Origin of the sequence: Bacillus sp. L75, from assembly GCF_003676355.1 — a bacterium.
Taxonomy (GTDB): domain Bacteria; phylum Bacillota; class Bacilli; order Bacillales; family Bacillaceae; genus Bacillus; species Bacillus velezensis.
Map to the genome: position 1 here is coordinate 513,109 of NZ_ML064902.1, position 15,770 is coordinate 528,878.

At 44.2% G+C, this 15,770-nt stretch carries 2 protein-coding genes; both read right to left on the bottom strand.

The genetic code is table 11. The features are described 5' to 3' along the window. Nucleotides 1–21 precede the first annotated feature (21 nt). A complete protein-coding gene (locus D5S11_RS05730) occupies nucleotides 22–7,026 on the bottom strand; it encodes an SDR family NAD(P)-dependent oxidoreductase (RefSeq protein WP_108724992.1) in 7,005 nt (2,334 codons plus the stop codon). Then, on the bottom strand, nucleotides 7,019–15,727 hold the full coding sequence (locus D5S11_RS05735; protein ID WP_108724993.1) for a type I polyketide synthase: 8,709 nt from the start codon (nucleotides 15,725–15,727) through the stop codon (nucleotides 7,019–7,021). The genes D5S11_RS05730 and D5S11_RS05735 overlap by 8 nt, the downstream gene beginning before the upstream one ends. Nucleotides 15,728–15,770: the final 43 nt, after the last annotated feature.

Genomic DNA, 15,770 nt, shown 5'->3' on the forward strand with positions numbered 1-15,770 from the left:
GTCTCATTCCTTTTCTTTTCTTTATAATTCTTTGAAATCAAGTAAAGGAATCAGCAATTCTGACTCTTCCTTTTCTGGAGTTTCTCCATTGTCGATCCAGCATTGTTCCTTATTGAATATAACCGGAGAAAGCGGGTGTCTTTTTGTCTCTCCATATCCTAATGTGAGATGGCTGTCGCTCAATATCATATGTGCGTTCGTGCCCCCGAATCCAAAAGAACTGATTCCGGCTCTCAAAACCCCTTTTCTGGGACGCCATTCTTTTAAAGACGTGTTCGGAAAGAATGGCGACTGATCAAATTTAAAACGCGGATTTGGCGTTTTACAATGTAATGTCGGCGGGAGCATCTGATTTTTTATGGATAAGGCAACCTTTATAATACTCGCTATCCCCGCTGCGCTCATTAAATGTCCGAAATTCGTTTTTACGCTGCCTACTCCGCAAAATTGCCTTTCTTCCGTAACCTCCCGGAACACTTCTGTCAGCGCTTTTAATTCAATCGGATCTCCTATCATCGTACCGGTGCCATGCGTCTCGACATAACTGAGAGTATCTGCATCAATTCCGCCTTTTTTCAGGGCTTTTTTTATCACTGCGCTTTGCGCTTTCGGATTAGGTGTTGTCATTCCCATTGTCTGTCCGTCATTATTAACCGCGGATGAGTCAATTACCGCGTAAATTCTGTCACCTTCGGCAAGGGCGTCATCAAGTCTTTTCAAAAGGACTGCGCCGCATCCCTCTCCCGGTACAAATCCATCTGCCTTCTCATCAAATGTATGACATTTTCCTTCAGGTGAAAGCGCCCGAGCCTCACTCAGCATGACGTAAGGCTTTTGATCCAGCAAAATGTCAACTCCGCCCGCAATCGCCATATCTGACTCTTTTGACATCAGGCTTTGACAAGCGAGATGGACGCTGACCAATGAAGAAGAACAAGCCGTGTCTACAACCAGATTCGGTCCTTTCAGATTAAAAAAGTGTGAGATATGCGCGCCTATGAAATTTTGTCCTATACCCACGATCGTATTTTTTGAAGGGGAACCTATTTTGGACATAAACGTCCCGGTCCGCGAACCGATGAAGACGCCGACTTCTTTGTTTGATACTTCTTCTTTTGTATAGCCGCCGTCTCTCAAAGTCTGGACGCTGACCTCAAGGCATTTTTTGATTAACGGATCAAGCTCTGATGCCTCACTTTTGTTCATATTAAAAAACGCGGGATCGAAAGACTCAATATCTTGAAGAAATCCGCCCCACTTACTGATACTTTTTCCCTTTTCATAGGTGTCAGAGTAGTATGAAGAAATATCCCATCGCGACGCCGGGACTTCGCGGACACTATTTTGTCCTTTCTTCAAGTTTGTCCAGAACGTTTCTGTGTCCGGAGCATCCGGAAACTCACAGCCCATTCCGATAATAGCGATTTGGTTCAGACTGGTTTGTTGTATTTGAGATCCGCTGTCCCGTACTTCGGAAGCATTTTGATTTATATGTTGCTCTTTTTTCCGAACCTCAATGTTTTCTGAATCAATTTGAGGACTGATTCCCTCACTTGCAAATAATTCGTTTAAATAGACGCCCAGTTGTGAAAAACTCGGATACTCCAGAAAAGCTGATGGTTCAATTTTTATTTGAAATGCATCTTCCGCTTTTTTGACAAGCTGAACCAGTAAGATTGAATCAACTCCGTAATCCGCAAAAGACGTATCCTGATCTAAATTCTCATAAGGTATTTTCAGCTCCGCGGAAAAAATCTCCATTAACTTCCTGATCATAGCTTCATTGTCTCCCTGACCAGAGATCTCTTTTTCTTCAGCATCCGGGTTATTTTTAGCAGCTTGAATTCTTGTCTGAAGCAGCTGCTCCAGCTTGAATTTCTCCGGATGTGTCTTTGCCGGTATAAGGCAGGGGTATCCGTTTATCGTCATCATTTCATCCAGCATGGCAATACCTGTTTCTGTTGAGTGTGAAAGTAAACCAAGTGCCTGATATGATGGACTGGTCACCTCGCCCATCCCAATGTCCTTCCAGCTCGGCCAGTTAATTGATTGATAATACGTTCTGCCGGCTGCATGCTGATACGCCGCAAAGTAATCCATAAAAGCGTTCGCTGCGGCATAGTCACTTGTTCCGGCGCCTAATAAAGGAAAGGCGCTCGCAACAGATGAAAACAAAATGAAGAAATCAAGTTTGTCATCAATAAAAATGTCATGAAGTACCTGCATCCCCTGCACCTTTGGCTCAAATACTTCTCTTATTTCTTGATCAGATTTATGAATAAAAGCCGGATTCGAATGATTGGCTGCACCAGCGCAATGAATCACCCCGCCGATTTTGCCGAACTTCAGTCTCACCTTTGAAAAGAAGCGTTGTAATGTTTCTTTTTCCGTGAGCGGCCCGGAATACACTTCCACCTGAACTCCCTTTTGATCCAACTCATGCAGCAGTTGTAATTTCGAATAAAGAGGTGACTTTTCATCGGTGTCTTTTAACATGCCGGCTATTTTATCAGATTCCGGAAGGTCGGTTACTCCCATCAACACAAGTTTTTTGACTCCCTTGCCGGCATAATGTCTGGCAAGTTCTGCTCCGATCCCTCTTGTTCCCCCTGTAATAACCAGGGTTTGATCCGTACGGCATACTGGCAGACCGGATAGTTTCCGGTTTATTTCCGTTGCATGTAATTTCTCGACGTATGGAATATAACGTTCACCGTTCCGGTAGCAGATTTCACTATACAGCCCGTCAGCGCAAGCTTCATCTGTGATTACCTGTCTCAATTCCGCCGCAGTCCCGACATGCCCGTCTACATCTATTGTTTTTGATTTTATCTTTTGATACTCCGCACTCAGCATTTTATATAGTCCGGCTGTTTCGGCTCCGGCTAACGACGGCTTGTCATTCAGAAATGTCTGCAGCCCTCTGGTCACATGTAAAACGAAAAGCTGTTTACGTGTCTTTATGATTTCCTGCAGCAGTGTCAGCTTCCCGATTGTGCCGGTGCGTACCCCGTTTTGATCACTCCGCAAATCTGACAGGTCAATCATGCCGATGATTTCCGGATTTTCTTCTATGACTGCTAGGGCCGTTTTTTTGGCTTCTCCATCCGAATGATCCCAGTTATCTGCGCAAATGACAGCGGATTCAATCAGAGGATCTGAATCAAACAATTCGAATGCAAGCCGCTCACTTTCACTATTAGCCAGGATCATCACCTGTCCTTTCGTAAAAGCGGAAGGCGCAGCCTTTTGTTTTTTCCACGCTTTTTTTAATACATCAAATGATAAGTCAGTCGGTGCATGGGGCAAACTTTGCGGTACACCTGTTTTTTTCTGTTTCTGTGCTGCTTTTGCGGCAGGCACCCAATATCTGTTCCGTTCAAAAGGATATGCGGGAAGAGAGATAAGCTTCGGTAATTCCGCAGTGTACATCTCTTCCCATTGAACGTCTCCTCCGTTCACCCAGTGAATGGCCATTTCTCTTGCACTTTTAAAGCGGGCGGCTGACAGGGCATCCTTTTGACCAGCGTCTCGGCGGGCCTTTCCCCTATATAAACCGTTTAACTTATGATCTGACCGCAAATACATCGTCAGCTTATTGCGAAGGTCGTCAATGCTGCTAGCCTCAACAGCGAGCCGCTCTTCCATAGCGTTTCTCCCGGTCTGCGAGGTGTACGCGGCATCGGCTAGTGACGTTTTTGGCTCCAGTCCTTTTATATATGCATCAATCAAGAGTCTGAGCCGTTCTTCATTTTTGGCAGAAAGCAGAATAATTTGCGTCTTGTTGCTCTGTACCGTTTCCATCTTTTCTTCATTCTTATACTCTTCGATGATAATGTGGGCATTAGATCCTCCAGCGCCGAACGAACTGATGCCTGACCTTCTGGCTTGATTTTGCGGCGTCTCCCAATCGGTCAGTTCAGACTGCACGTAAAACGGTGTTTCCTCAAAATCAATATTAGGATTTAAGTTATCGGAATGAAGGGAAGGAGCAAGCTGTTTATACTTCATTTGCATCAGCACTTTTGTGATAGAAGCAATTCCCGCCGCAGCTTCTAGGTGTCCGATATTTGACTTAACCGAACCAATTGCACAACTATAATCGCTTTTCGAGCTGTGCAAAGCTTTGGTTAAACCTGAAATTTCAATCGGGTCTCCCAAAGATGTCCCGGTGCCATGCGCTTCAATATAACTTATGCTGTCTGCATCAATCCCCGCCTTATCAAGAGTTTCACTGATGACGTTTGCCTGCTCGCCCGGATTTGGCACAGTGTATCCGTTTGTTTTTCCGCCGTGATTTACAGATGTTCCCTTAATCACACCGTAAATCCTGTCCCCGTCAGCCTTCGCGGCAGAAAGCGATTTCAAAAGAACGGCCCCGACTCCTTCTCCCGGCACATATCCGTCTCCTCCCGCTCCAAAGCTTCTGCAGCGCCCATCGCTTGAAACAAAATGATTTTGGGAAAGTAAAGTATATTTATCCGGGTGTAAAGATAAATTCACGCCTCCGGCTATGGCGAGGGTGGATTCTCCCCTTTTTAAACTTTCACATGCAAAATGAACAGCAGAAAGTGAAGAAGAACACATTGTATCAATTGCAAGGCTGGGTCCGTGCAGGTCAAAGAAATATGACACCCGGTTTGCGATAGACGAATAAGAAGACAAGAGCGCCTGACGTTCCTCATCATCTGAAGCACCGGCTGCAAATAACTGATAGTGGCTGTAGGTGACACCGACAAATACACCTGTCTTATGCCGTTTCAACTTTTTCTTTGTGTAACCCGCATCTTCAAACGTGTGCCATGCTGTCTCTAAAAATAACCGTTCCTGAGGATCAATTAACTCGGCATCACGAGGCGAAATTGAGAAGAACAGCGGATCGAATTTATCAGCGTCTTTTATAAAACCTCCCCATTTGCTGTCATGACGGGCATTGTCACCTGTGTGATAATATTTCCGAAAATCCCAGCGCTCTTTCGGTATTTCCGTTATACAATCTTTTCCGGAAGAAATATTTTCCCAAAACTCTTCCACATCCTTCGCCATCGGGTAGCGGCCGGCTATACCGATAATCGCAATATCTTCCTCGGAAGGTGCGGATGGTATGCGGGAAACGGAAAGCTTCTCCCGTTTCGCCGGAGCCGAATGATCAATTCGCTGTTCGGCTGCCGGTAAAAACGCCTTCTGCAACTCATGCTGATAGTGTTCAAGAAAATACTCTGACAGCTCTTCAACACTGCTGTATTCAAAGAAAAGAGTCTTAGACACTCTTCCAAAATATTTTTCCAGACGAGAGTTAAGACCTAAAATCGTTAGAGAATCAATTCCGTAACGGTCAAACGTATCCTCGGGTAAAATACTGTCCGCCGGTCTTCCCGTTTCCGCTCCGACGATCTCTGTCAAAAGACGGACCGTTTGCTTTTTCAGATCTTTTTCATGTAATTGCGGCAGGTTACTGTTGTTTTCAGGCACAGTCTCTATCTTTTTATGGTCAGTTGAGAGTAATTCACTTATTCTATCTTTGTCTCCGCTGATAACAGCCAGCTGAGAAGCAGAGCGGCTCATACTGTCCTGAAAAGCGGCAAGCCCTGCTTGGGCGGATAAAAGTTCCAGCCCTGCATGTCTTAAAGCCTGCAGCTCTCCCGGCCCGACTGTCATATTGCCCGCATCCCATAACGGCCAATTAATAGAAAGTGTTTTCCCGGGACGTCCTTTAATGCTTCGATACTGGGTGAATCCGTCCATACATCCGTTAGCGAAGGCGTAGTCGCTTTGACCCGCATTAGGCAGAACGGCCGAAAGGGATGAAAACATAACGAAGAAATCTAGAGGCTCTTCTTCAGCTGCTTTATCCAGCCAAACGGTTCCGAATACTTTAGGCGCTATAACTTCTTCTATGCTTTCTTTCGTTTTTTTTATGATAAATGCATCCTTAACAAGTCCGGCACTGTGCAAAATTCCGTTTAATTCTCCGAATGTCTGCTTAATGTGCTTAATCAAAGCGTCCGTCTCTTTTTCCTTTGAAATATCTGCCGGGACATATAAGGCTTCAGCGCCGAGATTTTCAAGAGCGCTTAATTTTTGCGCCGTTTCACGGGAGGCCGGGGAACGCCCGGTTAATATCAGCTTGACTTCTGCCTGTTTCGCCAGATATTCCGCAAACAGATACCCGAGACCGCCGGCTCCTCCCGTAATTAAATACACACCGTTCTTTTTTACACTGAAACTATGTTTCTCCCCAACTTCTTTTTTTACTCTTTGAAGCTGCCTTTTATAATAATGCCTCGGCTCATAACAGGTAAAGCGGTCCGTCTTACATTGATTGTTCCATTCAAAAGAGATGACATCTGCAATATGCTGCTTTGTAAACGGCTCGTCAAACATTGATTTCAGCTCTGCAGCCTTACATGTGAAATTCGGATTTTCGGCCTGTACGGTCTTAAGAAAACTTTCAACCGCGTTATAAATCGGCTGAACCTCGCCCTCGGCATTTTCATACAGATACAAAATTTCTGCTTTCGGACAAAGTTTGTTCGCCATGAAGGCCTGAAACATTTGAAACAAGGAATACAGACTTTTATTGAGCTGCTTTCTCATTGCATCTTCCGTATTTTTGAAGAGCCCGGCAGCTAAAAAATGAATAATATGGCGGGGTCTTATATTTTGAGAACGCAGAACCCCGCATAACGCATCATAATCCTCATCTTTTGCAAAGTTCATTGTAAAACGACCGTTCCGGCAATCTTCGAAACGCTCGCCGGAAGTCACGTAAATGAAAGGCGCCTCATAACCTTCAAGCTGTCTCTTCATTACGGTATACATGCTGTCGTCTTCGCAAAAAAATAAAATTGGCTCTTTCGTATGCGGGAATTTTTTACTGCCTTTAAATTCATATCTATCCCATACCATTTCATATAGATGGGTTTTCCCCAAGCTCTTAATTAATTCCAGCCCTTCTTCAGGCGTCAGGTTGCATTCTTTCACCTTTTTCACGATTTGCTCAATTTGCATCGTTTTTTCATTCATGGAAAAGCAACTCCTCTATCAGCTCTGACGTCTCTTTCGTATTCATCTCACCTGTTTGTGCTTTTTCAAGAAGCGACATGATTTCTCCATCTGCTGTATCTTTATTTGAGTTGTGAAGCTCAGTGTTCGATAAAGCCTCAGCCTTCTGCGCTTCATCTTTATTTAAATGAATCCAATGTCTGTTCTTGCTGAAAGGATAAAGAGGAAGAGACAGTTTAACCGGTTTGAGTTCCTCCTCATACAAGTCTTCCCAGCTGATTTCACAACCGATCGTCCACAACTGAGCCAGTTTGGCCGGCTTGTTTTGCTGAATCAGTGATTGAACATATGCATGACCTTCGGGGCCGCCGAATAAAGGAGCGTACAGACTATCAAAATCCGTTACATTTCCTTCATAAACACCTTGCAGCCTGCTCCCCTGGATGTAACCGTTTAATTTTTCAAGAAGATCTCCGGTATTCGAGCAAGTGATCGCAAGGCGGCATTCAAATGGTTCCCTTCCGGTTTGCAGCGTATATGCTATTTCTTCAAGACCGATTCCGGACTTTTCTCTAAAATTGCCGTTATGCGGTTTATCAGCTGATCGATTCCGGATGCTGCTGATATAGCGGCACAGCTCGCTCAGTGTCTTTAATTCCTGAAATATGTCAAGTGATATTTCTGTGCCGTACATTTGGTTTATAAAAGAGATTAATTCGGAATAAGCCAACGGATCAAATCCGAATTCCGAAAGAGGTGTCTTTGCATCTATATCTGCGATATCTAAACGCAGGATACCCGCTGCCGCTTCCCGAACCGCCTCTTGCAAATCACGTTCCTGTACCTCTTGCTGACTGAATTGAACTGATAGTTCTTCATGTAAAAACATTGTTAACTCTTTGGCTTTAACCATCAGCCTTTCCTTTGTTTTGGCCGAAAGAACAATGATTTGTTCCCGCTCGGCAGTTACTGCTTTATCTTGTCCGTATTCAAATTCTTCCACGATGACATGAGCATTTGCCCCGCCGAATCCAAAGGAACTGACTCCGGCACGGCGCGGAATTTCATTTCCTTTTCGATCTATTAATCTGGCCCACTTCATAGTTTTATTGACAATATGAAACGGTGTTCCGCTTAATTGAATGTAAGGGTTCAGTTCATTGACATGTAGTGTGGCAGGCAATGTTTTATACTTCATGGATAGTAATACTTTAATCAGCCCCGGCATTCCAGAGGCGGGCTCTAAATGACCGATATTCGTTTTTACTGAACCGATGCCGCAATATTGATCATGATTCTTTCCTGAATGCGGCTCAAAAGATCCAAACGCTTTTTTCAAGCCTTCAATCTCAATCGGATCTCCCAGTTCTGTCCCGGTTCCGTGTGCTTCAATGTAAGATATCGTATCAACAGGAATATCGGCATTTTTGTAAACAGACGTTAACAGTTCTGCCTGAGCTTCCGGGTTCGGAGCGGTCAATGAAGCAGATCTTCCTCCGTGATTTGCTCCGGTTCCTCTCAGAACTCCGTAAATATTGTCTCTGTCATTCATTGCCGCTTGCAATGGTTTCAATAACAGAACAGCTGCACCTTCACCGCGGACATAACCGTCGGCAAGTTTATCAAACGTCTTACACCGGCCGTCCCTAGACAAAATACCGAGTTTATCAGTATACATATGCGTGACTGGATCTAAGAGCAGCGAAACCCCGCCTGCTACCGCCAGCTCACTTTCACCATTTTGAATCGAGCGCACAGCTCTGTGGATTGCTACAAGACTGCTTGAGCAGGCTGTATCAATGGACTCACTCGGACCTCTGAAATTAAAATAATGGGATACACGATTGCTGATGAGCGCCTGGCTGTTTCCGGTTCCCGCAAACGCATGCGCCCCGTCCGAATGCCTCATCAGCAGCTGGCGGTAATCATTAAATTGAATGCCCGTAAACACCCCGATATTTTTGCCAGACAGCTTTGAAGCTTTGTAACCCGCATCTTCTATCGCTTTCCAGGTCTCCTGCAAATAAATTCTGTGCTGAGGATCCATGAGTTCTGCTTCCCGCGGATTAATATTGAAAAACGCCTCATCGAATTTATCGGCATCTGTGATAAAGCCGCCCCATTTCGAATGTACTTCGCTGCTTCCTTTGCCTTCGGCGTATTTTTTCCAATCCCAGCGATCCGGGGGAATTTCCTGAATCAAATCTTTTTCATTGATTAAATTGATCCAAAACTCATCTGCATTTTTTGATCCCGGAAAAACACAACTCATCCCGATAATGGCAACTGGCTGCTTCTCTGGATGATGGTCAGCCTGTCTTGTTGTCTTTTTTTCAAACGGAAAACTTCGCGGCGGCTTCACGGTTTTCCCGGTGGTTTTCCCAGCGTGCACTACTTTCCTTTTTTCAGAAATGTTTTTTTCTGCATCTGTATTCCCTTTTGCAACAGTACGCAGTTCACTGTTTAGAAATTCTGAAAGAGACTTAATATGGCTGTAAGTAAAGAAAACGGCAGGTGTCAGCTTAAGCTTGTATTTTTTATTCAGTCGGACAGCTAATGTTTTCAAACTGATAGAATCAAAGCCGAGATTGCCGAAATTCTCTGCCGTATCCAGCTGTCCAATGTTAATTTTCAATAATTCCGATACCATTTGCTTCAGTTCTTCCAGGACATTGTCTGTATAAGCCGGTGCTGTATAAGAAATTTCCTCTTGACGAACCTGAAGCGTATTTACTTTTTGATGCGGCAGATCTTTTCTTGCTGGTGTCGTTTCGGCATCCCCGGTAACAACCGAAATTTGCGGACAGTCACTTGCCAAAATCGTCTCAAAAGCCGCTATCCCTTCTTCCGTTTCCAAATAATCAAACCCGGATGCGGAAAGATATGCTTCTTCAGCTTCTTTGTTTAAATGCATTCCGCCTTTACGCCACAACGGCCAGTTAATCGAAATGCTCTTGCCTTGTCTCTCTTGCCGGCGGCTCTGTTCGGATCTCCAATTTATATATTGATCTTGAAAATAATTGCCCAACGCATAGTTAACCTGTCCAAAATCTCCGAAGACCGAAGAAATAGAAGAAAATACGATAAAGAAATCAAGCGGCTCATCTTTCGTTAATTCATCTAAACATACCGTGCCTTCAATTTTAGCAGTCATGCCATCTGAAAAATCAGCCAGATTCATCTCTGTAAATAACCGATCATCGGCATGACCAGCTGAATGGATAACGCCTTGAATAGAGCCCCAAGTCCGTTTCGTTTCTTCTATGACCCGACCCATCGTCTTTTGATCTGCGGCATCAGCTTGATAATATACCGCATCTCCTCCAAGCGCCTGCAGCCGGTCAATGTTATGGCGTTTATCAGCTGTTAACGGTGACCTTCCCGTCAATACTAATTTTGCTTGATATTGAGAGGCTAAATATTTTGCGAAAATCAGGCCCAGACCGCCCAAACCGCCCGTTATGAGGTAAATCCCTTCCTGTTTCAGCTGATGAGAGTGCTCTGTATGATTGAATACATACTCCTTTAATGTCTTAACATACCTCTTGTCATTAATATATTTAACTTCTTCAGCCTGCCGTTCCACGCCTGAAACCATTTCGTTAAGACAAAATTCAGCCATTTTTTCAATTGATATACGTTCTGAAAAACCGATTGACTTCACATTCTCTGCGGATGGCACCAACATATTTGCCGTTTTTAAACAGCCTGCAAGAGCGCCCGTATACGGATCATTCACGCCTTCTTTAAAAGAGTGAACAAGAAGCAGAGAATGAAGATAAAGAGAGGCGTCACTGCGGGCGCTCAGGGCTTTTAATAAATAAAAAATTGATTCCAGGCCGCTGAGAAGGCGGTCACCCGCGTAAAATGTTTCTCCCGTGTGCAAGATGACATCAGGAGAAAACCCCTTTTTCTCTAATTCTTCGAATAAACGAATGTAATCTGACGTCACTTCCGGGTTTACATAGAATGTCAGCAGATTTTGATCGGTCTGCCGCTGATCCGGCGTGACGAGAATGACACGGCTGTCTGATTGATTTTTCAGAGCTCCAGCCAGTGCTTCATCTTTTGCAAAGACCAGAATTGTTTTTGGCTCCCTATCTTTGATCTCAATCAGAGGATTTTTTTGATCCCACTTATGCTCATAAAAACGTACATTTTTATTAGGCTTTTCGCCAAAAACCAGCCCGCTCAGTTCCATCAAAATCCCGCCGGCATTGTCTAATACATACATATCATAAGCCGAATCGCTTTCTCCAGTTTGTTCTGCATATACATAAACGGGTTCAGTCTCATGATCAAAAATCGTACATTCTTTAATGTTTTCCGGGAGCTCTCCGGCATTTTCCCCCGCAAGGTATATGACGGCTTGATATACGCTCTCAATAACTTCCGGTTTGATTATGCACCCTTTCGGCCCGGCCTTTGCTTTTATTTTTAAAAGTACCTGTCCGTTCCTGCTGACGCAGTGCTCTGCCGCTTTCAGACTGTCACTGCAGCTGTATCCGAATTCGGCAAGCCGCTGATAAAACGCTTCGTACGGAATGGGGTCTGCGCGCTGAGACAGAAACGGCTCAAGATGAATATTTCCGTTCTCGTACGCCCCGCCTTCTAATTCGAGCCGCCCTGAGGAATAAATGGATGAGTCGCTCTGTTTTTCTATAGAATACGATGCACCCTGATTATCCGGGGTTAATACAATCCGGATCTGCTCATTGCTTCCGCTTTGTAACATCGGTTCTCTAAAGGAGAGCTCTGTTAATTTAATAATCGGATTCCCTGAAGCCATCGCTCCGGCAGCTCTCGCCATTTCAATCTGGCTGAGAAACGGAAACATTTCCTTGTCTTGATACTTTGTTTTTATATACAAACCGGTATCGCTTACATTGATAAGAAACTTCTGTGCTTTAAAATCAGATATATTGCATGAAATGTAAGGATGCAGATCGTTATTAACGTTCATCCGGCGGCTTCCCATATTTTGCGCATCTATTCTGCACAGCTCTTTGGCAAATGGATATCCGGGTGCTGATACCCGTCTTAGAGTGGCATCTTTATAAAGTGACGGCCAATCTACCCCGTTACCGCCAACCCAGTATTCAGCAATCTTCAAAAGATCTCTGTTTGCGGCTGCTTCTTCAATTTCAACTTTATTCATCCTTTGAGCTTCTGTTGTGTCTTTGCCGCTTGTAAAAATATGATCCGTCGCGTTTCCGAGAGTATAGTCTGTCAGTCCTTTAAGCAATTCATCTCTTGTGGAGGCGATAACAGCCAATCTGTGCGGCATTTCTTCTCTGCCGGTTTGTAAAGTAAATGCTGTATTTCTAAGTGTTTCTAATGGATAATCTCTGGCTGCTATATGTTCTTTTGCGCGTTTTGCATATTCTGCCAGCCTGTCGGCATTTTTTGCAGAAAAAACAAATAAAAGCTGTTCAGGTTCTTCAGCCGCGAGAGGAGAGATAGCTTCATCCGCAAATTCTTCTAAAATAACATGGGCATTAGCTCCTCCTGCCCCGAAAGAACTGATTCCGGCACGCCTGGGAACGGATGACTCCCATTTTTCGGCACTGTCCGGTACATAAAAAGGTGTTTTTTGAAACGGTATATTTTCATTCAATTCAGCAGAATGAGTCAGTGACGGAACAATCGTTTTATGTTTCATTTGAAGAATAACTTTCGTAATGCCCGCTATGCCTGCAGCAGCCTCAAGATGTCCGATATTTGATTTAATCGACCCGATCGCGCATGTTTTCTTATCGCGTTCGGCATCTGAAAATGCTCTGGTCAGACCGGTGATTTCAATCGGATCTCCTAAGGCGGTGCCTGTTCCGTGAGCTTCTATATAGCTGATGCTTTTTGGATCAATAAATCCTTTTTTTAAGGCTCTCGTAATGACCTCACTTTGAGCTTTGGGATTCGGCACGGTATATCCATTCGTCTTAGCACCGTGGTTGATGGCTGTTGCCTTAATAACTGAATAAATCTGATCACCGTCCGCAATAGCCTTTTTTACAGGTTTCAGCAGCACGGCACCTGTCCCTTCTCCCGGCACATAGCCGTCTCCTCCGGAACCGAAGCTTCTGCACCGGCCATCACTGGATAAAAATCCGCCTTGAGTCAGGAGTTCATATTTATGAGGATGAATGGATAAATTGACGCCTCCTGCAATTGCAATTTCACATTCATTCCTGATTAAACTTTCACAGGCAAAATGAACAGCCGTTAATGATGAGGAACACATCGTGTCCAAAGCAATACTTGGTCCGCTGAAATTAAAGAAGTACGATACCCGGTTGGCGATTGATGCATATGAGGAAGAAACGGCCGCTTCGTGACCAACGCTGTACAGCTGATAGTGGCCGTACATAACCCCTGCAAAAACACCGACGTTTTTTCGTTCAAGCGTTTTCTTTGCGTACCCCGCATCTTCTATGGTGTGCCAAACCGTCTCTAAAAACAGTCTCTCCTGCGGATCAATTAATTCAGCTTCGGCAGGAGAAATATTAAAGAACAACGGATCAAAATGATACACATCGTCAATAAATCCCCCCCATTTGCTTTGGTTTTTTACTTCATCGCCCGCTGCGGGCTGATAGTGCAGCCCCGAATCCCACCGATCCTCAGGTATCTCAGTTATACAGTCTTTACCGTTCAATAAGTTTTCCCACAGAGTATCAAGATCATTTGCCATCGGGTAACGTCCGCTGATACCGATAATCGCGATATCATTGTCATGATACTTCTCCTGCTGCACCTGATTTTTCATCTGGATTTTCTGTTTCCCGTTAACTTCGGCTGTCTGTTCATGATCTTTTTTCTTCTGAGATGGGGTGCTGCTCCCGTTTTCTCCTAACCGGAGTTTATGAAGAAGAGTATCCCTGTGCTCCTCAACGAAATACTGTGACAATTCTTCTGCAGTCTGATATTCGAATAACAGCGTTTTTGAGAGCGCGCCGAAATGTTTTTCAAGCTCATTCGTCATATTGATAATCATAACGGAATCAAGTCCGTATTTTTCCAATGCCTCTTCTGCATCTATTTTGTCCGCAGGCATCCTGAATTCTGCAGCAATCACTTTGATGATGAAATCAGATGTTTCAGCTTTCAGTTTCTCTGAATCAAATGATTCGATATTTCTCCCTGTTCCTTCATCTGCCTGAATATTGTCTTTTCGTTCATATAATTGCTGAACATGATTGTCAATTTGCTCATCTCCGTAAAATACAGTAAATTGCGAAAAACCGGAGGACAATGCGACTGCAAACGCTTCTTTACCTTCCTCTTTTTCTAAAGGATAAAAACCCGCCTTTTTCATTGTCTCTACCGTGCGCTCATCCACTTGCATGCCGACTTCTTTCCACAGCGGCCAGTTCAGAGAGAGAGAAATCGTATCAGAATTCCGGGCAGAACGCATATTCATGAAATGATCCATATAACTGTTTCCGAACGCGTAATCAGATTGCCCGACATTTCCCAACACTGCGGAAGTAGAGGAGAAGCAAATGAAAAAGTCAGGATTTTCTTTCTCAACAGCATCATTCAGCCACATCGTACCCAATACTTTCGGTCTGATTACCTGATCGAATTCCTCTCGTGACTTGTTAAGAAGGAAAGAGTCACGGATGATTCCCGCGCCCTGAATGACCCCGTTTACTTTTCCATAAGAAGTTTTGGCTTTTTTGACTACATATTCGGCTTCTTCCTTATTGGTAATATCAGCCTGAACATAAACAGCTGAAGAACCGGTATCCTCTAATCGTCTCAGCTGTTTTCTTATATGATCTGAAAGCGGAGATCTCCCCGTTAAAACAAGGCAGCATTTTGTTTGAAAAGCCAAATATTCTGCAAAGGTAAATCCTAATCCGCCCGCGCCTCCTGCGATAATATATACTCCATTTTCTCTCAGCGGCACATCTCCGCTTCCGGAATTTTTTTCGGGTTCATACATTTTGAGCTGTTTAACATAACGCTGCATGTCTTTATAACGGATCTCTACATCTGAAGGCTGGAAATCACTCAGCTCATTGCGTATGATATCAGCTGCGTGAACAGCTGCTATTGACTGCTCCATCTCAATGCTTTTTGCTGAGATTAACGGATTTTCCAGCTGCAATGTCCGCAAAAATCCGCTTGCCGCCGCGTAAAGAGGCTGTTCTCCAGAAAGATGCGAAAAATATCCATATAACAGCTTAATCGGTTTGCGGCAGTTATTTTTGAAGAGCGCCTGTTGTAATAAAAACAAAGAATAGACTCCGCTGTCGCATTGTTCACGAATCGCTCTCTCTGTTTTTTCAAACGGCATGTCTGACCATAAATGCACCGCTTCCCGTATATCTGACTTCTCTTCTTCTATAAGCCATCCTAACAGGTTTATGTAATCTCTTTCAGAGCGGGGGTCGATTTCAAATACACCGTCCCCGGTTTTTCGAAACTCTTTCCCCGGCTTAACCAAGATAACCCTTGTATCATGCAATGCAGCAAGTTCTTTACTCACATCTTCATTTTTATCAAATAATAAAAGGCTGCCCTCACGCCGGCCGCCTTTTACATGAATGCTGAGATCTGTCCGCTGCCAGACCGTCTGATAATATATCGCCTGTCCGTTACCCCCTGCGGAATGAGAACCAAGCTGCTGTATCCGCTTTACTCCTTCTTCCAAAGAAATGATGCCGCTTTCTATGTCAGAAAGTACTTTTTTTCTAATATGACGGGCTTCTTTCATAAAAATCTTCATCCCCTTTACAAATGGCACTGCCGCAAAATGA